Origin of the sequence: Xanthomonas arboricola pv. guizotiae (genome assembly GCF_002940205.1) — a bacterium.
GTDB lineage: Bacteria > Pseudomonadota > Gammaproteobacteria > Xanthomonadales > Xanthomonadaceae > Xanthomonas > Xanthomonas arboricola_C.
Map to the genome: position 1 here is coordinate 1 of NZ_MDSK01000029.1, position 22,775 is coordinate 22,775.

The following is a 22,775-nucleotide window of genomic DNA, read 5'->3' on the forward strand; positions in this document are numbered from 1 at the left end:
TGCTCGCTGAAGACGTCTACGCCACGCATGGTAGTGGGGGATGTTCCGACTCAAGTAGTCTACGAGCTGAGAGGTATTTCAGCAGCCTGTTAAGAAAGCAGCCGACTAACTGTCTGGCGCGGTGTCCTTGCCGGTTGCGGGACCCTTGGCGGCATGGATGCCGCCAAGGAGCCTCCATGGACGGATTCACGGCGTGTCCCGCAAGCGGCGAGGGCGCCGCGCACTCGACTCACTGAGTTTTTTGATTCAATCAGCGGATCGCGCCTAAACGACGAGGCGCAGTCTCCACTGACAGATTGATGGCCTGTCCCTCAAGCGGCGAGGGCATCGCGCCCTCGACTTACATATTCGATGGGCGCGCCGTCGTCGTCTGTCGCATCAGGCGTAGGCGTGGCGTGCGTTGGCCAGCGAGGTGTTCAGTTGGTCCTGCTGTTCCAGGCGGAACACGGCCACTGCATCCACCAGTTGCGTGGCCTGCTCTTCCATCGCGCGAGCAGCGGCGGTGGCTTCTTCCACCAGGGCGGCGTTCTGCTGGGTGGTTTCGTCCATCTGGGTGACGGTCTGGTTGACCTGGGTGATGCCGGCGGCCTGCTCGCGCGAGGCGCTGGTGATCTCGCTCATGATGTCGGTGACGCGCTGCACCGAGCTGACCACCTGCTGCATGGTGCTGCCGGCCTCGGAGGCCAGCGCGGCGCCGTTGCCGATGCGGGTGACCGAATCCTGGATCAGGTGCTTGATCTCCTTGGCCGCACCGGCCGAACGCTGGGCGAGTGTGCGCACTTCCGAGGCGACCACGGCGAAACCGCGGCCCTGTTCGCCGGCGCGCGCGGCTTCCACCGCTGCGTTCAAGGCCAGGATATTGGTCTGGAAGGCGATGCCGTCGATGACGCCGATGATCTCGGCGATCTTCTTGGACGAGGTGTCGATGTCGGCCATGGTGGTGACCACGCGGCCGACCACATCGCCGCCCTGGGCCGCCACGCCGGCGGCGTCCAGCACCAGCCGATTGGCCTGGTCGGCGTTGTCGGCATTCTGCTTGACGGTGGCGGTGAGCTCTTCCATCGAGGCGGCGGTTTCTTCCAGGGCCGCGGCCTGCTGTTCGGTGCGACGCGACAGGTCGCCATTGCCGGTGGCGATCTCGGTGGCGGCCGAGTTGATCGCCAGCGAGGAGTCCTTGATCCGGCGCACGATGCCGGCCAGCTGGTCGGCGGTGGCATTGGCATCGTCGCGGATGGTGGCGAACACGCCTTGCAGGTCGCCGTCCATGCGCGCGGTCAGATCGCCCTGCGACAACGCAGAGAGCAGGGCGGACACGCGCGAGAGCCCGTCCGCGTTATTGTCCAGCAGCGCGTTGAGTTGCTGGGCGAGCAGCAGCAGGAAGCCCTGCTTGCCTTCCAGGCCGACACGCTCGCTCAGGTCGCCGGCAGCGGCGGCCTGCACGATGCGGGCGACCTCCTGTTCCACCTGGACCTCCTGGGTGCGGTCGGCCCACTCGACCACAAAGCCCATGCGCTCGCCGGCCGCGCCCAGCACCGGGTTGACCACCAGCCGCATGGTGCGGCCACCGACATGGATCTGCGCGGTGTGCGTGCCGGTGAGCTGGTCGAGCATGCGTGCCTGGTGCTCGGGCTTACGGTGGAACTGGTCGATGCTGGCATCGATCAGCGCATCGGCATCGAAGTGGGGCAGGTCGCGGCGCAGTTCGTCCTGCACGCTCTTGAGCATGCGTTGCAGCGGGCGGTTGACGTAGATGATGCGGCGATCGGCATCGGCGATCATCACGTTGGTGCTGACATCGTCCAGCGCGGTGCGCACGCGCAGCGCTTCGCTGGCGATCAGCTGATCGCGTTGCAGCCGCGCGCGCAGGTCGTCGCGCATGGCGCGCGCGTTGAGCAGCAGGCGACCGAGTTCGTCATGGCGGTCGATCTCGATCGGGTTGTCCAGGCGCCCGGCAGCCACATCGCCGAGCACGCGTTCCACCGCCAGCAGCGGGCGGGTGACCATCCTGCGCGCGGCGATGAAGACCACTGCGATGCACAGGCCCAGCACCACCAGCGAGAACAGCAGCATGCTGCCCATCAAAGCGTCCAGCGGGCCGTCGATGGCGCTGCGCGGCTGGGTGCCGATCACCGCCCATTGCCACGGCGCGTAGCGCTGGGCGGTGACTTCGAAGGCCTGGGCGTTGCCCCGGGCATCGCGCAACTGCAGCTTGGCGCTGGGCTGCTTGCCGTCCAGCACCGACTGCAGCAGCGCCTGCTGCCCGGCCGGCACCAGCGCCGCCAGCGTGGCCGGTGTGCCCGGCGGTGCGGCGATGACCTGGCCCTGGTGCTCGCCCGGCGCCATGTCGACGATGACGAAGTAGCCGTCCTGGCCCAGCCTGGTGGTGCTGACCTGCGCCTTCAGCGCAGCCAGGCCCTGGGTGTAGTTGCGCCCGACGAACAGTGCGCCGATCACCTCGCCGGCGGCATTGCGCAGCGGCTGGTAGTGGGTCATGTACTGTTCGCCGAACAGCTGCGCCTGGCCGGTGAACGCATTGCCTTGCGACAACGCGGCGTAGGCCTTGCCCTTGCGGTCGAGCAGGGTGCCGATCACGCGCGCGTTCTGCTTGTTGCGCAGCGAGGTGGTGATGCGCACGAAGTCGTCGCCGGTGCGCGCAAAGATCGTGGCGACCCCGCCGGTTGCCTGTGCGAAGCGGTCCACGGCGTCGAAATTGAGATTCAGCGCCTGCTTGCCGGCGCGCAGCGTCGGGGTGTTCTGCTCGCCGATGGTGACAGTACTGGCGCTATCGAGTGCGCGTGCGCCGGTGGGAAGCATGTCGTCAAACACGCTGCCCAGGCGCTGGGTGCCCTCGGTCAGGGTGACGTCGTACATCGCCACCGACTGCTGCATCAAGCGGGTGCTGGAGCGCAGCTCGGCCTTGACCTGGGATTCGATGTCGTCGGCGGACTGGCGGTAGATGGTCAGGGCCAGCAGGCCGAGGGACAGCGCGATCACCAAGGTCAGCAGCGCGGACAGCCGGGTGCCGACGGACAGGCGGTTGAAAAAGTGCATGGGGGAATCGACCTTGCCCGGGGAGGGCGTTACGGATGCGTGAAGTCGATAGCGGCCGTTTATCCAATTAATTGATGGTTTGTGTTGAAGTCGGCACAGTTATCCAGTCTTCCTGCCCATTCGGCATATCGCTACGGAAAGGCGGTTGTTAATTCAAGGTGAACTCTGGACCAGGATGTAGTGCCAGGCCAGACGCAGGTCCAAGCGCTGCAATAAAAGAGGGCCGCTTCCCTCGCCAGGAAGCGGCCCCAAGATTCGTCATTGAATCAAACTGCGCTCGAAAGGTGTTTGAGGAGATTGCGGGTGCGACGCGTCGCGCAGGGGCTCAGAACTCCTGCCAGTCGCTCGGACCGGCGGTGGCTGCCACGGTCGCCGTGCCGGCGGTGCTGCGGCGTGGCGCTGCGTTGCTGCCGGCACGCGCGGCCGGGCGGGCGGCAAAGCCTGCATTGACCGGTGCCGCCACCATCGACGCGGGCTGACGTGCGGCCGGGCCCTGCTCGACGATCTTGAACACGGCCACCGCCTCGGTGAGCTGCTGGGCCTGTTCTTCCATCGCGCGGGCGGCGGCGGTGGCTTCTTCCACCAGCGCGGCGTTCTGCTGGGTGGCTTCGTCCATGTGGGTGACGGTCTGGTTGACCTGCTCGATGCCGGCCGACTGTTCCTGCGAGGCGGCCGAGATCTCGCCCATGATGTTGGTGACGCGCTGCACGCTGGCGACGATCTCGGCCATGGTCTTGCCGGCCTGGTCCACCGGCTGCGACCCGTCGGCCACACGCTGCACGGAGTCGTCGATCAGGCTCTTGATCTCCTTGGCCGCTGCGGACGAACGCTGTGCCAGGGTGCGCACCTCCGAGGCGACCACCGCAAAGCCGCGGCCCTGGTCGCCGGCACGCGCCGCTTCCACGGCGGCATTCAGGGCCAGGATGTTGGTCTGGAACGAGATGCCGTCGATTACGCTGATGATGTCGGCGATGCGCTTGGACGAGGCCTCGATGCCGCTCATGGTGTCGACTACCTTGCTGACCGCCTCGCCACCCTGCGAGGCCACGCTGGCGGCGCCGATGGCGAGTTGATTGGCCTGGCGCGCGCTTTCGGCGTTCTGGCGCACGGTGGAGGTGAGTTCCTCCATCGAGGCGGCGGTTTCCTCCAGGTTGGCGGCCTGCTGCTCGGTACGCTGCGACAGATCCTGGTTGCCGGCGGCGATCTCGCTGGCGGCGGCATTGATCGAGATGGCCGAGTGCTGGATGTGCCCGACGATGCCGGACAACTGGGTCGCGGTGGCGTTGGCGTCGTCGCGCATCTGGGCGAACACGCCCTTGAACTCGCCGTCCATGCGTGCGGTCAGGTCGCCCGCCGCAATCGCGCGCAGGATGCCCGACAGCGACTGCAGGCTGCCGTCGGCGGTGGCCATCAACTGGTTGAGGCTCTCGACCATGACGCGGAAATCGAACTGGAACTGCGCCGCATCGCCGCGTGCGCCGAAGTCGCCGTCGGCGGCGGACTGGGCCAGCTGCTTGATCTGCTGATTCATCGAGGCCAGGTTGGTTTTCACCTGCGCCATGGTGTCGGTCAGCCTGGCCTTTTCGCCGGGCAGCGCGTCCATGTCCTCGCTGAGGTCGCCGATGGCGTAGCGGCCCATGATCTGCGCCAGACGCAGCGTGACCTGGACGTGGCTGTCGACCAGGGCGTTGGTATCGCCGGCCATGCGGCCGTAGTCGCCCGGGAACGCGTCGGCTTCCATGCGGAAGCTGATCTGGCCATCATCGTGGCGCCTGGCCATGTCCAGCTGCGCAGTGATCAGGTTGCGCACCTGCGACTGCATCTTGTCCATTGCCTGCAGCAGGCGGCCGGTTTCGTCGCTGGCCTCGCTGTGCACTTGGTTATCGAGCCGGCCGTCGGCGATCGCCTCGGCGGCGCGGGTGGCGCGGTTCAACGGGCCGGTGAGGCTGCGGGTGATCGTCCAGGCCAGCAGGGCGCTCAGCAGCACCACGGCCAGGCCGCCACCGATCAGCATGCTGCGCCCGCGCGCCATCGAGGCATTGGCCTGGTCGTAGGCCAGCTGGCTGCTCTTGCGTTGCGCATCCGAATACGTGCGGATCGCATCCTGCCAGCGCTGGGTGGCCGGCGCGGCGCGTTCGAGCAGGATCGGCATGGCCTGGTCGACCTTGCCGTCCATGCCCAGTTCGCGCACCTGCTGGTTATGCGCCAGCGCCTGCTCGCGGGTCGAATCCAGCGCGTTGCGCAATTGCTGGTCGTGCGCGTCGGCGGGGAACGCGTAGAGCTTCTCGCGCAGCTCCTTGTAGCGGATGCGCTGGGCGTCGATCACTTCAGCGAACTGGCGATTCTGTTCGGCCGTGGTCGGCAGCACGATGTTGCGCAGGTTCAACGAGATGGTGGCATTGGCGTCCAGCATGTCGGTGGCGTACTGGATCATCGCCATGTTGCGGTTGACGATGGTGTCCAGGCGTCCGCGCGCCTGGCTGAGCGTGTACAGGCCGGCAGCCACCAGCGCGCAGGACAGAAGGATCAACACGCCGAAGGCCAGGGAGAGGCGCTTGCCGACGTTGAAGCGGTGCAGAAAGGAATTCATGGAGTGACCTGAGCGAATGTGCCGGTGGATGGACTGGCCCGCGATGCAGTGCTGGAGCAGTGCGTCGTAAGTCATGCCTTGTGTAATGCGTCGGTCAGATAACGGCGTTGGAACTACGGTATTGAGGCAGGCCGGACGCGCCGGTAAAGCCGGGTCTCAGGCACGTGACTGCCATGTGTACAAGGGGTGGGGAATTGGTGGGGGGCTGTCGGGAATATCCCTAGAAAACAGCCGTCGAACGCGGTTTGGGAGGCGATGAGATGGAAACCGTCCCGCACGATGTGAAGTGAGATTTCACGCTGGCCGTGGTGCCTGCGGGCTTGCGCACCGCCGGCAGGGAGCGCGCAAGCTAAAACGGCACCGCGTGTGCGGTGCCGTGGTGACATGCTGCAGCTGCCGATTGCTGGGCCGCGTGCGTGAGCGTGAGCGTGGGGTCGCAGGCGTCTCCCGCTCAGCGTGCACGCCAGTCGCATCGCTGGCGCACCCGGCGTCGATGTGCCGACAGCGCTGGGCGGTGCTTAGAACTCCTGCCAGTCGCCGACATCGGTTGCGGTTGCCGGCGCACCAGCGGTGCTGCGACGCACGGGCGCGGCAGTGCTGGCGCGCCCGTGCGGGCGCGGGGTGCTGCGGGCATTGGCGGGCGTGTTGGCAATGGCCGACAACCGGCGCGCCACCGGTGCATGTTCGGCAACCTTGAACACGGCGACCGCTTCGGTGAGCTGCTGGGCCTGTGCTTCCATCGCCCGTGCGGCGGCGGTGGCTTCTTCCACCAGCGCGGCATTCTGCTGGGTGGCCTCGTCCATCTGGGTCACGGTCTGGTTGACCTGCTCGATGCCGGAGTACTGCTCCTGCGACGCAGAGGAAATCTCGCCCATGATGTTGGTGACGCGCTGCACGCTGGCGACGATCTCGGCCATGGTGGTGCCGGCCTGGTCGACCAGGATGGCACCCTGGGTGACCTTGTCGACCGAGTCGTCGATCAGGTGCTTGATCTCCTTGGCCGCACCGGCCGAGCGCTGTGCCAGTGTGCGTACTTCGCTGGCGACCACTGCAAAACCGCGACCCTGTTCGCCGGCACGCGCCGCTTCCACGGCGGCATTCAGGGCCAGGATATTGGTCTGGAAGGCAATGCCGTCGATGACGCTGATGATCTCGGCGATCTTCTTCGACGAGCCCTGGATGTCGGACATGGTGGTGACCACCTTGGCCACCACATCGCCGCCTTGCGACGCCACTGCGGCCGCGCCGATGGCGAGCTGGTTGGCCTGACTGGCGTGTTCGGCATTCTGCTTGACGGTGGAGGTGAGCTCTTCCATCGAGGCAGCGGTTTCTTCCAGGTTGGCGGCCTGCTGCTCGGTGCGCTGCGACAGATCCTGGTTGCCGGAGGCGATTTCGCCCGAGGCCAGGCCGATCGCGTCGGCAGCGGTCTGGATGCGGCCGACGATGCCGGCCAGCTGTTCGGCGGTGGCGTTGGCGTCGTCGCGCATCTGCGCAAACACACCCTGGTACTGGCCACTCATGCGTGCGGTGAGGTCACCGGCGGCGATCGACTGCAGCAGGCCGGACAGCGACTGCAGGTTGCCGTCGGCGGTGGCCATCAGGGTATTGAGGCTTTCCACCATCACGCGGAAATCGTACTGGAAGCGCTCCGCATCGCCGCGGGCGCTGAAGTCGCCGTTGGCCGCCGACACGGCCAGGTGCTTGATCTGGGTATTCATCGCACCGAGGTTGACCTTGACCTGCGCCATGGTGTCGCTGAGCACGGCCTTTTCGCCGGGCAGCTTTTCCATGTCCTCGGACAGGTCGCCGATCGCATAGCGGCCCATGATATGTGCCAGGCGCAGCTTCACCGCGATGTGCGAGCCGACCAGGGCGTTGGTGTCCTTGGCCATGCGGCCGAAGTCGCCCGGGAAGGCGCCGGCATCCATGCGGAAGCTGATCTGGCCGTCATCGTGGCGCTTGGCCATGTCCAGCTGTGCGGTGATGAGGTTGCGCACCTGGCCCTGCATGCGATCCATGGCCTGCAACAGGCGGCCGGTTTCGTCGTTGGACTGCGTGCGCACGTCGTTGTCGAGATTGCCGTTGGCGATCGCTTCGGCAGCGCGGGTGGCCTGGGTCAACGGGCGCACCAGGCTGCGGGTGATCAGGAAGCCGAGCAGGGTACTGAACAGCACCACCGCCAGGCCGCCGCCGATCAACATCGCGCGGCCGCGGGCCATTTCTGCCGTCGTGGCCACATAGGCTTGCTGGGTGCGCTGACGCTGCAGATCGGAATACTCCGTCAACGCATCCTGCCATTGCTGCGTGTTCGGTGCGGCCTTTTCCAGCAGTAGCTTGAGTGCCTCATCAGCCTTGCCGGTCAGGCCCAGCTGCGCGACCGCTTCGTTGGTCTTGCGGGCCTGGTCGCTGGCAAGGTCGATCCGTTCGCGGATCTGGGTGGCCTGGGGCGATGCAGAAAATTCGTACAGCTTGCGGTGGGTGTCTTCGTAGCGCTTCAGCTGGTCCTTGATGATGGCGTAGAAGCGCAGATTGTCTTCTTGCGAGGTCGGCAACACGATGTTGCGCAGCTGCACGGCGATGACCGAGGTGGCGTTGGTCATATCCTGTGCGTACTGCATGATCGTGATGTTGCGGTTGACCACCGTGTCCATGCGTTCGCGGGCCTGCGCCAGTGTGTAGAGGCCGGCGGCGACCAGCGCGCACGACAACAGGATCAGCGTGCCAAAGGCGAAGCTCAGGCGCTTGCCGACGTTGTACCGTTGGAGAAGAGCGATCATTTTGGGGGTCTCGAGGCAGTTGGCAAGGAAGAACAAGACGCGTCGGGGAGGACGCGTGGGCGGTAAACAGGTGCAGCGGGGCAGGCATCCAACCGATCCATCACCCGGGCCACCGCGTGGTGACCCCAGCAATTGCAAGGCAGGTATGCGTGCGTGGTAGGTAGCGGCCGGTGCCTGGACGACTGAATGCGTGCCCACCGCTGCGTATGGGTGGCCGTCACTGAAGTGACGCGCATGTGCACAAATGGACCGGAAACGTCGATGGGAGCGCTATCAACACCGATGCGTCCATCGGCGGATTCACATCTGTCTCACCCTTTTGGGCGCGGTGCGACGTTGCCGTTGCGAGATGGCCGGATGGAAATCCCTGGCCGATGCAGTGATGGGGCCGGCTATGCGACGTTGTCGCAGCGGCGTGCGAGAGCAGGGCATTGCCTGCGCCAGACACCAAACGGCTGCCGGGCAGATTGACGTCGGGTCCGCAGCGGAGACGTCATGCCGCTGCGTTGGTTCCAGTCTGGAGGCAGCGCTTGATTGCGCGGCCCAGGCGGTGTTGCTCGGCCGCGATCGGTCAGCACACCGGCGCCGGCGACCATGTTGCACGAGGGCCCTGTGCGCTGGCCCACAGGTGTGCGGCTTGGCGCGCATGCAGCTGCGCGCGCAACCGCCTTACGCGGCACGCACCAGCCTGGCCGGCCTGGCTGCGGCCTGCAGCTGGAACACCGACACCGCATCGCGCAGCTGCTGCGCCTGTGCTTCCATCGAACGTGCGGCGGCGGTGGCTTCTTCCACCAGCGCGGCGTTCTGCTGGGTGGCCTGGTCCATCTGCGCGACGGTCTGGCCGACCTGCTCGATGCCCTGCGACTGCTGCTGCGAGGCTTGGCTGATCTCGTGCACGATCTCGGTGACGCTGCGCACCGAATCGACGATGTCCTGCATGGTGCGGCCGGCCTGGCTGACCAGCGCATTGCCTTGCTCGACCCGGCTCACCGAATCGTCGATCAGCTGCTTGATCTCCTTGGCCGCGCCGGCCGAGCGCTGCGCCAGGGTGCGCACCTCGGAGGCGACTACCGCAAAACCGCGCCCCTGTTCGCCGGCACGGGCGGCTTCCACCGCCGCGTTCAAGGCCAGGATATTGGTCTGGAAGGCGATGCCGTCGATGACCGAGATGATGTCGGCGATCTTGCGCGAGGCGGCCTGGATGCCGGCCATGGTGCCGACCACTTCGCCGACCACCGCGCCACCTTGCGAGGCCACCGCGGCGGCGCCGACCACCAGCTGGTTGGCGCGCCGCGCATGCTCGGCGTTGTTGCGCACGGTGGAGGTGAGTTCCTCCATCGAGGAGGCGGTTTCTTCCAGGTTGGCGGCCTGCTGCTCGGTGCGTTGCGACAGGTCCTGGTTGCCGGCGGCAATCTCGCTGGCGGCAGCGTTGATGGCGTCGGTGGACTGCTGGATGCGTCCGACGATATCGGCCAGCTGCGCCACGGTGGCATTGGCATCGTCGCGCATCTGCGCGAACACGCCGTGGAAGTCGCCATGCATGCGGGTGGTGAGGTCGCCGGCGGCAATGGCGCGCAGCACGCTGGACAGCGCGCCCAGATTGCCATCGGCGGTGGCCATCAGCTGGTTGAGGCTCTCCACCATGGCCAGGAAGTCGTGCTGGAAGCGCTGCGTATCGCCCCGCACGCTGAAATCGCCGTTGGCCGCAGCCTGGGCCAGCAACTTGATCTCGCTGTTCATCGCAAACAGGTTGCGCTTGACCGCGTCCATGGTGTCGCTGAACACGGCTTTTTCGCCGGGCAGGCGGTCCATGTCCTGGCTCAGGTCGCCGATGGCATAGCGCGACATGATCTGCGCCAGCTTCATCTTCACTGCGATATGCGAGCCGACCAGGCCATTGGTGTCGCGCACCATGGTGGCGTACGCGCCCGGGAAGCTCTCGGCGTCCATGCGATAACTGATCTGGCCGGCGTCGTGGCGCTGGGCCATCTCGCTCTGTGCGGCCAGCACGCGCTGCAACTGTTCCTGCATCCGGCGCATGTTGTCGAGCAGCTGGCCGGTTTCATCGCGGCTGGGCGCGGCGATGTGCCCGCCGAGCTGGCCTTGCGCGATATTGGCCGCCACCGCGGCGGCGCGGCGCACGTTGCGGGTCAGCCGGGACAAGGTGTGCCAGCCCAGCGCTGCAATCAGCACTGCCAGCAGCGACAGCCCGGCAATCGCCTGCCACATCGCGTTGCGGGCATCGGCCAGGTGACGCTTGGACTGGCGCTGCAAGGCCTGCAGCGAGACGCTGCTGAGTGCCTGCATGGCTTGGCCGAGATCGTCGAGCGCAGCGTTCCACTGGGTGTCGGCGCTGGCGTCGCTGCCGTCGAGCGCGGTGCCGAGCGCGGCCAGCGCCGCGTTTGCACGCGCGGTCTCGGTCCTGGCGGCATCGGCCAGCGCGGGATCGGGTTGTTCCAGCAGGCCCATCGCCTTGTCCAGCTCATGCCGGAAGCGCACATGGCTGCGGGCCAGCTGGCCGAGCTGTTCGCGCAGCATGGCGCGGCTGTCGGCGGCCTGCGACGGGTCGCTGGCCGCATCCAGGCGGGTCAGCGATTCGGTGGCATCGGGGCTGTAGATCAGCGTGGCCACCACCAGGTGGTAGCTTTCGATATACGGGGTGTAGACCAGTTGGCTGTCGTCGCGCAAGGCGTCGAGCGCGGCAAAGGCCTGTTCGCTGACCGCGGCGTAGTCGTCTGCAGCGGCGCTGGCGAGGTGACGCTGCTGCAGGCCAAGCAAGGCCTTGTGGCTGCGGTCGAAGCCCTGCATCGTGGCGGTGGTGGCCAGCAGTTGCTGCAGATCGCGCTCGGCGCGCTCGGCTGCGGCGCGGGCGGCGCTGCCGCTGTCGACGTGGGCGGCATGCAGGTCGGTGATCAGGCCCAGCATCTGTCCGAGCGGCGCATAGCTGCGCAACTCGTTGCTGCTGATGGCCACACTCTCGTTGAGCTTGCCGCTGTACAGCAGCACCGGAATGACCAGGCCCGCCAGCGCCAGAATCCCGATCATGCCGAGCTTCCTGGCGATCGCCAGATCATCCCAACGGCTGGTCCAACGCTGCGGAAAGGGTGAGGCGGTCTGCGGCGACAGCGCGGGCGAGGTGGTCATGGATGTCTCTCATAGGCGTAAGCAGCCTATCGGCCGATCACAGGGATGCCTTGAGCCGGTCGGCGTCGATGTCGACCGGCTCCGTTCAGACTGTCGTGCTCGCTTGGCTCAGAACTCCTGCCAGCTGGCGTCGTTGCTTGGCGCGGTGACCACGGCGCGCGGCCTGGACGCGGCGGTGCGTCCGGTCGCGGCCACCTTGGCCTTCAGCGCGTGGGTCACCACCGGCCGCGGGACGGCCGGGCGCACCGGCGCCAGGGCATGCGCGTTATCGGTCCTGAACACCGCCACCGCGTCGGTGAGCTGGGTGGCCTGGTCTTCCAGCGCGCGCGCGGCGGCGGTGGCTTCCTCCACCAGCGCGGCGTTCTGCTGGGTGGTCTCATCCATCTGGGTGACGGTCTGGTTGACCTGCTCGATGCCGGAGGATTGCTCCTGCGAGGCGGCGGAGATCTCGCCCATGATGTCGGTGACCCGCTGCACGCTGAAGACGATCTCGCCCATGGTCTTGCCGGCGCTGTGCACCAGCACCGATCCGTCGGCCACACGCTGCACCGAGTCGTCGATCAGCCCCTTGATCTCCCTGGCCGCAGCGGACGAGCGTTGCGCCAGCGTGCGCACTTCCGAGGCGACCACGGCAAAGCCGCGGCCCTGCTCGCCGGCACGCGCGGCTTCCACCGCGGCGTTCAAGGCCAGGATGTTGGTCTGGAACGCGATGCCGTCGATGACCGAGATGATGTCGGCGATCTTCCTGGACGAGGCTTCGATGCCGCTCATGGTCTCGACCACCTTGCCGACGATCTCGCCGCCCTGCGAGGCCACGCCGGCCGCGCCGATGGCGAGCTGGTTGGCCTGGCGCGCGCTCTCGGCGTTCTGCTTGACGGTGGAGGTGAGTTCTTCCATCGAGGCGGCGGTTTCTTCCAGGTTAGCGGCCTGCTGCTCGGTGCGCTGGGACAGATCCTGGTTGCCGGCCGCGATTTCGCTGGCGGCGCCCTTGATCGACACCGCCGAGGCCTTGATGCCGCTGACGATCTCGGCCAGCTGGGTGGCGGTGGCATTGGCATCGTCGCGCATCTGCGCGAACACGCCGCGGAAGTCGCCGCTCATGCGTGCGGTGAGGTCGCCGGCGGCGATGGACTGCAGCAGGCCGGACAACGACTGCAGGTTGCCGTCGGCGGTGGCCATCAGGGTATTGAGGCTTTCCACCATCAGGCGGAAGTCGTACTGGAAGCGCTCGGCATCGCCGCGGGCGCTGAAGTCGCCGTTGGCGGCGGACACGGCCAGATGCTTGATCTGGGTATTCATCGCACCGAGATTGAGCTTGACCTGCGCCATGGTCTCGCTGAGCACGGCCTTTTCGCCGGGCAGCTTTTCCATGTCCTCGGACAGGTCGCCGATCGCATAGCGCCCCATGATCTGCGCCAGCCGCATCTTCGTCGCGATGTGAGAGCCCACCAAGGTGTTGGTGTCGTGCGCCATGCGGCCGTATTCGCCGGGGAAGGCGGCGGCATCGATGCGGAAGCTGATCTGGCCATCGTCGTGGCGCCTGGCCATGTCGGTCTGCGCGGCGAGCAGGTTGCGCAACTGCAGCTGCATCTTGCTCATCGCCTTGAGCAGACGGCCGCTTTCGTCGTTGAATCGGGTGTCGACGTCGTTATCCAGCTTGCCGTCGGCAATCGATTCGGCTGTGCGGGTGGCCCGGCTCAGTGGCTGGGTGAGGCTGCGGGTGATCAGCACGCCCAGCACGCCGCTCAGCAGCACCACCAGCAGCGAGCCGCCGACCAGCAGCTTGCGCGAGTCGTCCATGGATTGCAGTGCGACCGCAGAGGCCTCGCCAGCCAGCCTGTCCTGCAGGGCGATGTTCTCGGCGATCTTGTCCTGCCATTGCTGCATCGCCGGCGCGGCCTGGGTCAGCAGCAAGGGCAGTGCCTGGTCGCTGTGGCCGGTCATGACCAGGTCGATCACCTTGTCGTTCAGGACCTTGGCGACCGCACGGCGGCGATCGATTTCCGCCCGGATGGCCTTGCCTTCTTCGGAGGGCGGAATTGCATACAGGATTTCGCGTGCCTTGAGGTAATCGGCGCGCGCGGTCTTGATGATCTCGATGAACCTGAGATTATCTTCATTGGACGTCGGCAGGACCACGTTGCGGATCTGCATCGCAATGATGTAGTTGGCATTCATCATGTCGTTGGAGAGGCGGATCTTCTCCATGTTCTGATGCACCAGGTGATCCACCAGCGCCCTTGCAGAGGCCAGGCCGCGATAACCGATAAACGCAATGATGCCGGATAATACGATCAGGACAGCAAAAGCCGCCGCTAGTCGGGGGCCGACGTTGTAGCGTTGGAGAAGTGCAGTCATGACAGATCCTGGAAGGCGTTAGGCGATGGATGGGAGCGAACAGGTCACGCCAACCGGTGGTTGCGTGACATGTCGCTATGCGCAGTAACGGCCCATCCAAGCATCGCTGAATACCTCGATATAAAAAAATATATAACGTGGTCAGGCTTGTGAAAAATACAAGTTGCCAGGGGGGGGGTTAATCGAGTCATGTAATCGTTATTGGCGGAGATAATGCCGAACTCGACAATCAGCATATTGCTACATAAGTAAAAAGTTATTTTAAATCTGTTTTATTGCTGGTCGGGTCGGTGCGCCTTTCAAAAGCGGTGCGGCAATAAAAAAGCCGCGCTCCCGGGAGCGCGGCCTGCGTTTTACAGCCGCCAGTGCGCGGCCGCCGCGGCGTTTCCTAGAACTCGGCCCAATCCGACTCGTTGGACGGTGCCAACGCCACTGCGGCGCGTGCAGCGGGCCTGGCGACCGGCGGCCTGGTCGCCGCTGCGCCAACGGCGGCGGCAGGCCGCCTGGGCGCGATCGGGCGCGCCACCGGCGTGGTCACCGCCTCCAGCTCGGCCGACAGGCGGAACAGGGCAACCGCTTCGGTGAGCTGCTGCGCCTGTTCTTCCATCGAACGCGCGGCGGCGGTGGCTTCTTCCACCAGTGCGGCGTTCTGCTGGGTGGCTTCGTCCATGTGGGTGACGGTCTGGTTGACCTGCTCGATGCCGGCCGACTGCTCCTGCGAGGCGGCGGAGATCTCGCTCATGATGTCGGTCACGCGCTGCACCGAGGAGACGATCTCGCTCATGGTGCTGCCGGCCTGGTTCACCAGCGCCGAGCCTTCGGCCACCTTGCTGACCGAGTCGTCGATCAGGCTCTTGATTTCCTTCGCGGCGCCGGCCGAGCGCTGCGCCAGCGTGCGCACTTCGCTGGCGACCACGGCAAAGCCGCGGCCCTGTTCGCCGGCACGCGCGGCTTCCACCGCCGCGTTCAAGGCCAGGATGTTGGTCTGGAACGCGATGCCGTCGATCACGGAGATGATCTCGGCGATCTTCCTGGACGAGGTCTGGATGCCGGACATGGTGGTGACCACCTGGCCGACCACGCTGCCACCGTGCGAGGCGACATCGGCCGCGCCGATCGCCAGCTGATTGGCCTGACGTGCGTGCTCGGCATTCTGCTTGACGGTGGAGGTGAGCTCTTCCATCGAGGCGGCGGTTTCTTCCAGGTTGGCGGCCTGCTGTTCGGTACGCTGCGACAGGTCCTGGTTGCCGGCGGCGATTTCGCCCGCGGCGGTGTTGATGGCCAGGGTGGAGTGCTTGATGCGCCCGACGATGTCGGTCAGGCGTTGGGTGGTGGCATTGGCATCGTCGCGCAGGCGCGCGAATACGCCGTGGAATTGCCCGTCCATGCGTGCGGTCAGGTCGCCGTCGGCCACTGCGCCCAGCAGCTGCGACAGCTTGCCCAGGTTGCGGTCGCTGACCTCCATCATCGAGTTCAGGTCCGCCACCATCACCGCGAAGTCGTACTTGAAGCGCGCCGCGTCGCCGCGTGCGCTGAAGTCGCCGGCCGCCGCGGCCTGCGCCAGCTGCTTGATCTCGGTGTTGATCGACAACAGGCTGGCCTTGGCCGCATCCATCGCCTCATGCAGGATGGCGCGGCTGGCCGGCAGACGGCGTGCGTCCTGGGTCAGGTCGCCCTGTGCGTACTGGTTGAGGATACGCACCGAGTCGGTGATGGCATCCAGATGCTCGAAGATCATCGTGTTGATGCCGCTGGCCAGGGTGCCGTACACGCCGGGAAAATCCTCCGGCATGCGGTGGGTGATGTCTTCGGCCGCGTGCAGGTGCGACATGCGCGCGGTTTCGTCGCTGAAGCGGCGCAGCATCTGCGTCATGCCGCCGGTGGCGTCGAGCATCTGGCCGATTTCGTCGTTGCTGGTCTTGCTGACCTGCACGCTCAGGTCGCCGCGCGAGACCGCCTTGATGGCGCCCAGCGCCTTGGACAGCGGATTGGTGATGCTGCGTGCGATCAGCCAGCCGAAGGTCACCGACAGCGCGGCCATCAGCAGCGTGCCGAGCAGCAGCACCGCGCTGGTCAGCTTGAACGAGGCGGCGCTGGCCGCGACCATATCGCCCAGGGCCCTGGACTGCTGTGCATAGAGCTTGTCGACCGAGGCGAACAGTTCCTTGCGGATCTCGCCGGACTGCCTGCGCGAAAATTCCATCGCCGCAGCGCGGTCCGGTTGTGCATAGAGCTTGCGCAGCTGCTGGTTGGCGGCGAAGTAGCGCGTGCTGGCATCGGTCAGCCTGGCGTATTCGGCCTGCAGCGGCGAGCCGGCGCCGATCTTGGCGTCCAGCAGCTTTTGCGTCTCGACGTACTTGGCCTGGATTTCGTCCATGCGCTTGAAGAACATCGCATAGCGTTCCGGGTCGTCCAGATTGACGAACTGGCCCACTTCATAGACGCGGAATTCGCCGGCAAAACCACGCAGTTCGGACAGACGGCTCAGCACCGGCACCACGTCCTGGTTGATCAGGGTGGTCTGCTGCTGCATCTGCTGCATGCGCGCAAAACCGAGCCCGCCCAGCAGGGCGGTCAGCACGGCACTCAGACAAAAGGCAAACATCAGTTTGCGGCGGATCGGCCAATCGTTGAACTTGTTCATCATTAACTCCGGGGCATTGCGCAGGAACGCTCTCCAGCACGCTAGCGGCTGCCGGGCATGATTCTTTATCTTTGAAGGATGAACGTTGCGGCGGCCGGCTCGCGGACGCTGCGATCAGGCCGCCGGCAACGCAGCCGCGGCGGGCAGGGCGGGCACGCCGGTGGCGCGGCGAGCGCGCAGGCGCGGACCAGGCTTGGGCCGCGTGCACGCGTGGCTCAGAAGTCCTGCCACTGCCCGTCGTTGCTGGTGGCGACCACCGGCGTGGTGGCCGGCTTGCGTGCAGCCGCTGCGCTGGAGTTGCGCTTGGTCCCAGTCACTGCCGCTGTGGCCGTCGGCGCATCGCCAAGGGTGAAGCGCGACACCGCCTGGGCCAGCTGGCCGGCCTGTTCTTCCATCGCGCGTGCAGCGGCAGTGGCTTCTTCCACCAATGCGGCATTTTGCTGGGTGGCCTCGTCCATCTGGGTCACGGTCAGGTTGACCTGTTCGATGCCGGCCGACTGTTCCTGCGAGGCGGCGGAGATCTCGCTCATGATGTCGGTCACGCGTTGCACCGAGGACACGATATCGGCCATGGTCCTGCCGGCCTGGTCCACCAGCGCCGAGCCCTGCGCCACCTTGCCGACCGAGTCATCGATCAGGTGCTTGATCTCCCTGGCCGCGCCGGCCGAACGCTGTGCCAGCGTGCGCACTTCCGAGGCGACCACCGCAAAGCCGCGCCCCTGTTCGCCGGCACGCGCCGCTTCCACCGCGGCGTTCAGGGCCAGGATATTGGTCTGGAAGGCGATGCCGTCGATGACCGAGATGATCTCGGCGATCTTCCTGGACGAGGTCTGGATGCCGGACATGGTGTCCACCACATGGCTGACCACCTGGCCGCCCTGCGAGGCCACCGAGGCGGCGCCGATCGCCAGCTGGTTGGCCTGGCGCGCGTGCTCGGCGTTCTGCTTGACGGTGGAGGTGAGCTCCTCCATCGAGGCGGCGGTTTCTTCCAGGTTGGCCGCCTGCTGCTCGGTACGCTGCGACAGGTCGTTGTTGCCGGCGGCGATCTCGCTGGCCGACCCGGTGATGGAGCTGGCCGCTTGCTGGATGCGCCCGACGATGCCGGCCAGCTGCGTGGCCGTGGTGTTGGCGTCATCGCGCATGCGTGCGAATACGCCGTGGAACTGACCGTCCATGCGCGCGGTGAGGTCGCCCTCGGCCAGTGCGGCCAGCAGGTCGGACAGCTTGCCCAGGTTGCGGTCGCTGACTTCCATCATCGCGTTGAGGTCGTTGATCATGCGCGCCGAGTCGTGCTTGAAGCGCGTGGCATCGCCGCGCTGGCTGAAGTCGCCATTGGCTGCGGCCTGGGCCAGGCGCTTGATCTCGGTGTTGATCGCCAGCAGGCTGGCCTTGGCCGCATCCATCGCTTCGTGCAGCACCGCACGCGTGCCGGGCAGGCGCGCGGCGTCGCGCGACAGATCGCCTTGCGCATACTCGTTGAGGATGCCGATCGCATCGACGATGGCGTCCAGGTGTTCGAAGATCATCGTATTGATGCCGCCGGCGAGCTCGCCATAGACGCCGGGGAAATCGGTGGGCATGCGGTAGCTGATATCTTCGCCGGCGTGCATGTGCAACATCACCTTGGTCTGCGCGGAGAAGCGCTCCAGCGTGTGCACCATGTCGTCGGTGGCCTTGAGCATCTGGCCGATTTCATCGCTGCCGTGCTGTGCGGTGCGCACGCTCAGGTCGCCACGCGCCACGCCCTTGATGGCGGCGAGCGCACGCGACACCGGCTCCAGGATCGAATTGCCGATCAGCCAGCCCACCAGCAGGTTGAGCAGCACCAGCACGCCACCGGCCAGGGTGACGATGCCGGTGAAGGCCAGCGCCTGCGACTGGGTGTCGTCCAGATACACGCCGGTGCCGATCACCCAGCCCCACGGCTTGTACAGCGAAGCGTACGAGGTCTTCTGCACCGGCTCTTTTTCGCCGGGCTTGGCCCAGGCGTAATCGACGTAGCCGCCGCCGGCCTGCGCCGCAGCGACGAAGGCCGGGAAAATCCGCTTGCCGTCCGGGCTCAGCACATCGTTGAGCGGCTTGCCGTTGAGATCCGGGCGGGTGGGGTGCATCAACATCACCGGCGCCTGGTCGGTGACGTAGATGTAATCCACGCCACCACGTGCGCGCATGGTGGACAAGGTATGCAGCGCGGCCTTCTTGGCGCTGTCCACATCCATCTCGCCCTTCTCGGCGCGTTCGGCGAAGCCATTGACCACCGCAATCGCCATTTCGATCTGGCTCCTGAGCCCATCGCGGCGCGTATCGGTGAGATCCACGTATTGCATGCGTGCGGCGATCACCGCCAGCGCGATGATGCCCAGCGCCACCAGCGCGGTCTGCGCCAGGAACTTGCGCTTCAGCGGAACGTTGGCCAGCGTGTTTGCAATCGTGGTCTTGAAGGTCATGGCAGGTATCCAGCAATGGAATGTGACCGGGATAAGTCGAATAGCGACCTGATCCCCAAAATGTTGAGCACTGCGCGACAGCCGGTGTGACAGCGGTTTTTCAGCGGTTTCTTGGCGGCGGTGGCAGCCACACGCCGGGCGCCTCACCCGGTTGCCGGAGCTGTACGGCGGCAGCGCGCACCCGCGCGGGCAAGGCACGCGGCAGCGGGATCAGCCGGGCAAGCCAGGATGCACGCGCACCCGCACGGCAGGCCGCGCGGCTCGCGCAGCGTGGGGCTGGCTGCAGATGCTGCGACGCCGCTGCGACCGTCGCGGTCGCACTGCGGGCAGTGCTCAGTGGCGCTGCGTGTTGCGCACGCCGGCCACCGACTGCTGCAGGGTCTGCAGTTCGGTCCACAGCAGGTGCCGCGTGTCGCCCGCATGGCCCAGCGACAGGGCTTGCGCGTATTGCAGGTCGCCATCGCGCAGGGCGCGATTTGCCTGCCGGTGCTGTGCCAGATACTGGCCCAACTGCTGCTGCACCAGCGCGAACTGGCGCGCCTGCTCGCCCTGCGGCGCGCTGGCCTGGAAATAGTCCGCATGCCGTGCGATGCGTTGACGCAGCCGGCCCAGGCGCTCGTCGTAGGCCTCGAGACGGACGGGATCGTGCGCTGCGGCAAGCTGCGCCCGCTGGTCGTCGCGCAGCTGCACCAGGTCGATGGCGAGCGACTGCAGCGCGCTCATCGGTAGGTTGTCCAGCAGGACCGACACCGGCGCGGCCGGCGCTGCGAAGGACGGCGGCAGCCAGGCGCTGGCAGCCAGCAGCGCGACGGCGAACACCGAGCCCAGCATGTGGTGGGCAGAGCGTGGTGAGTTGACGGTAGGCATGCGGACTTCCTTGGACGTAGCGCGGGCCGGGCAGCCCTCGTTGCTTTCTGTATCGGCCGCCGACGCTTGCGCTTGATCACCTGGCGACCAACGGCGGCATTGCCTGGCAATCGCCGTGATAGTGCGGTGCATCCGGCAATCGCTGCCAGATGGCAAAACGCCCCGACGGGATCGGGGCGTTTCGGGTGTCGATGCCGGCGCTTCAAACCGGACAGGGCAGTTGCTTTTCCCGGCGGGAGAAGCTGGCGTGCAGCGCCGCACGAAGGGACGAAGGCAGTTTCCTGCGGCTTAAACCACGGTCAGATGCCGCGGGGCGGGTGTGCGGCTTGCCGACGGCAGCGCCGCGGTCGGCTGGATCTTGAAGATCGCCACCGCATCGGACAGCTGCCCGGCCTGTGCTTCCATCGCGCGTGCGGCGGCGGTGGCTTCTTCCACCAATGCGGCATTTTGCTGGGTGGACTCGTCCATCTGGGTCACGGTCAGGTTGACCTGTTCGATGCCGGCCGACTGTTCCTGCGAGGCGGCGGAGATCTCGCTCATGATGTCGGTCACGCGTTGCACCGAGGACACGATGTCGGCCATGGTCCTGCCGGCCTGGTCCACCAGCGCCGAGCCCTGCGCCACCTTGCCGACCGAATCGTCGATCAGCTGCTTGATTTCCTTGGCCGCACCGGCCGAGCGCTGCGCCAGCGTGCGTACTTCCGAGGCGACCACGGCGAACCCGCGCCCCTGTTCGCCGGCACGCGCCGCCTCCACCGCGGCATTCAAGGCCAGGATATTGGTCTGGAAGGCGATACCGTCGATGACGCTGATGATGTCGGCGATCTTCTTGGAAGAGACCTCGATCCCGGACATGGTGGTGACCACCTGTGCGACCACGCTGCCGCCTTGCGAGGCCACTGCGGCGGCGCCGATCGCCAGCTGGTTGGCCTGGCGCGCATGCTCGGCGTTCTGCCGCACGGTGGAGGTGAGCTCCTCCATCGAGGCGGCGGTTTCTTCCAGGTTGGCCGCTTGCTGCTCGGTGCGCTGCGACAGGTCCTGGTTGCCGGCGGCGATGTCGCTGGCGGCCGCATTGATCGAGCCGGCGGCCTGCTGGATGCGCCCGACGATGCCGGACAACTGCTCGGTGGTGGCGTTGGCATCGTCGCGCATCTGCGCGAAGACGCCGTTGAACTGACCATGCATACGCTCGGTCAGGTCGCCGGCGGCAATTGCCTGCAGTACCTTGGACAGCGCGCCCAGATTGCCGTCGGCGGTGGCCATCAGCTGGTTGAGGCTTTCCACCATGGCCAGGAAGTCGTACTGGAAGCGCTGCGTATCGCCCCGCACGCTGAAATCGCCATTGGCCGCGGCCTGCGCCAGCAATTTGATCTCGCTGTTCATCGCAGACAGGTTGCGCTTGACCGCGTCCATGGTGTCGCTGAACACGGCTTTTTCGCCGGGCAGGCGGTCCATGTCCTGGCTCAGGTCGCCGATGGCATAGCGCGACATGATCTGCGCCAGCTTCATCTTCACTGCGATATGCGAATCGAGCAGGGCATTGGTGTCGCGCACCATGCTGCCGTATTCGCCGGGAAACACCGCTTCGTCCATGCGGAAGCTGATCTGCCCGTCGTCGTGGCGGCGCGCCATGTCCTGCTGTGCGGCGGCAACCGCCTTGAGCTGGTCCTGCATGCCACGCATGCTGGTCAACAGCTGGCCGGGTTCGTCGCCGGGTTGCGGGCCGATCGGGTTGTCCAGCTTGCCGTGCGCGATGGCGTCGGCGACCTGGGTGGCCTGGGTCAACGGACGCACCAGGCTGCGCGAGATCAGCCAGGCCAGGGCGGCGGCCAGGCCGGCCGACAGCAGACCGAAGGCGATCAACGCACGGTTGGCCAGCGCCACGCTGCCGAGGATGGCGGCGGCACCGGCGGCGTTCTGCGCGTTCTGCAGCTCCACCGCGGCGGCAATCGCCTTGGAGCGGCGCTCCAGCAACGGCTGCGCTTCACCGCGCAACAGCTGCTTGGCGCCATCCAGATCGCCGTCGCGGATCATGCCGAGCAGACGGTTGTTGGTGGCGCGGGCGGCGGTGAGGCTTTCTTCGATGGTCTGGCGTGCACGCATGCCCTCGGCGGTGGCCGGCAGGCGTTTCAGTGCAGCCCACAACTCGGCGTAGTGCGCGCGATTGACCTTGAGTTGGGCATCGATGGCGGGCTGCTGCTGCGGCGAGGCCAGCATGAAATCGCGGATGTAACGCTCGCCCAGCATATTGCTCTCGCGCATCTGGTTGAGCAGCTGCGCCTTGCGGTTGTTGATCTCGATGATGATCGAGACCTGGTTCTTGACGGTCTTGAATTCGTACAGCGCCAGGCTGGTCGAACCGGCCAGCAGGACGATCAGCAACGCGAATGCCAACGCCAGGCGTCGCCCGACGTTGAGGGAGTGCAGAAATTTCATGGTGTTCTCGGGAGGGAGGAGAAGAGGTATAGCGGTAGCGTTCGCCAGCTGGCTTTCTTGAGCTCGCCGGCGTTTTCCGGCCCGCTTGCGTTCTTTGGATGTGACGCGTTGCGCAGTGCGCGGGTGGGGGGAGGAACGAGGTGCCGTGAGCTCGCGTTGCAGATCGCGTACGGCGAACACTGAGCACACCACCTGCATGCAGGCTCACCCACGAGCAGGCAAGCAGCGAAAACAGGGCACGCAGACGCACCGCAACGACAAAGCCCCGGCATCGCTGCCAGGGCTCTGTCGTTGCCGCACAAAATCGGTGGACTGGGCGCTTTGAGCCCCTCTCCTGCGGGAGAAGGGGTGGTGCGAGGGTATCGGCGAAGCCGCGTAACTCCGACTGCGCGTGGCTTTGCTCGTGCCCTCATCCGCCCCTTCGGGGCAGCTTCTCCCGGTGGGAGAAGGGATTACCTTGC

General features: G+C 66.2%; 7 protein-coding genes and 2 pseudogenes. All 9 read right to left on the reverse strand.

All coding sequences use genetic code 11. The features are described from left to right. Nucleotides 1–378: 378 nt before the first annotated feature. Entirely contained in the window at nucleotides 379–3,051 is a 2,673-nt protein-coding gene (locus XarbCFBP7408_RS16330) for a methyl-accepting chemotaxis protein (protein WP_104563851.1), read from the reverse strand. 325 nt (nucleotides 3,052–3,376) lie between these two features. Further along, a complete protein-coding gene (locus XarbCFBP7408_RS16335) occupies nucleotides 3,377–5,641 on the reverse strand; it encodes a methyl-accepting chemotaxis protein (protein WP_104563852.1) in 2,265 nt (754 codons plus the stop codon). Nucleotides 5,642–6,159: 518 nt separating this feature from the next. Continuing rightward, a complete protein-coding gene (locus XarbCFBP7408_RS16340; protein ID WP_104563853.1) occupies nucleotides 6,160–8,418 on the reverse strand; it encodes a methyl-accepting chemotaxis protein in 2,259 nt (752 codons plus the stop codon). Between the two features lie 669 nt (nucleotides 8,419–9,087). Further along, nucleotides 9,088–11,562, reverse strand: a complete 2,475-nt coding sequence (locus XarbCFBP7408_RS16345; RefSeq protein WP_104563854.1) for a methyl-accepting chemotaxis protein — start codon at nucleotides 11,560–11,562, stop codon at nucleotides 9,088–9,090. Between the two features lie 108 nt (nucleotides 11,563–11,670). Further along, nucleotides 11,671–13,920, reverse strand: coding sequence for a methyl-accepting chemotaxis protein (locus XarbCFBP7408_RS16350; RefSeq protein ID WP_104563855.1), 2,250 nt, complete (start codon nucleotides 13,918–13,920; stop codon nucleotides 11,671–11,673). A 388-nt stretch (nucleotides 13,921–14,308) separates the two neighbouring features. After that, nucleotides 14,309–16,564, reverse strand: a complete 2,256-nt coding sequence (locus XarbCFBP7408_RS16355) for a methyl-accepting chemotaxis protein (RefSeq protein WP_104563856.1) — start codon at nucleotides 16,562–16,564, stop codon at nucleotides 14,309–14,311. A 349-nt stretch (nucleotides 16,565–16,913) separates the two neighbouring features. Then, a pseudogene (locus tag XarbCFBP7408_RS16360) lies at nucleotides 16,914–19,011 on the reverse strand (methyl-accepting chemotaxis protein); the annotation flags it as partial. Nucleotides 19,012–19,344: 333 nt separating this feature from the next. After that, the gene (locus XarbCFBP7408_RS16365) at nucleotides 19,345–19,878 is read right to left on the reverse strand and encodes a hypothetical protein (protein ID WP_104563857.1); all 534 of its coding nucleotides are present in this window, start codon (nucleotides 19,876–19,878) and stop codon (nucleotides 19,345–19,347) included. A gap of 300 nt (nucleotides 19,879–20,178) precedes the next feature. After that, nucleotides 20,179–22,314: pseudogene (locus tag XarbCFBP7408_RS16370) on the reverse strand (methyl-accepting chemotaxis protein); the annotation flags it as partial. Nucleotides 22,315–22,775 lie beyond the last annotated feature (461 nt).

Coding starts and splice junctions, on each gene's coding strand:
- XarbCFBP7408_RS16355 (WP_104563856.1), bottom strand. CDS start 16,564: ATGAACAAGTTCAACGATTGGCCGATCCGCCGCAAACTGATGTTTGCC.
- XarbCFBP7408_RS16350 (WP_104563855.1), bottom strand. CDS start 13,920: ATGACTGCACTTCTCCAACGCTACAACGTCGGCCCCCGACTAGCGGCG.
- XarbCFBP7408_RS16345 (WP_104563854.1), bottom strand. CDS start 11,562: ATGACCACCTCGCCCGCGCTGTCGCCGCAGACCGCCTCACCCTTTCCG.
- XarbCFBP7408_RS16330 (WP_104563851.1), bottom strand. CDS start 3,051: ATGCACTTTTTCAACCGCCTGTCCGTCGGCACCCGGCTGTCCGCGCTG.
- XarbCFBP7408_RS16335 (WP_104563852.1), bottom strand. CDS start 5,641: ATGAATTCCTTTCTGCACCGCTTCAACGTCGGCAAGCGCCTCTCCCTG.
- XarbCFBP7408_RS16340 (WP_104563853.1), bottom strand. CDS start 8,418: ATGATCGCTCTTCTCCAACGGTACAACGTCGGCAAGCGCCTGAGCTTC.
- XarbCFBP7408_RS16365 (WP_104563857.1), bottom strand. CDS start 19,878: ATGCCTACCGTCAACTCACCACGCTCTGCCCACCACATGCTGGGCTCG.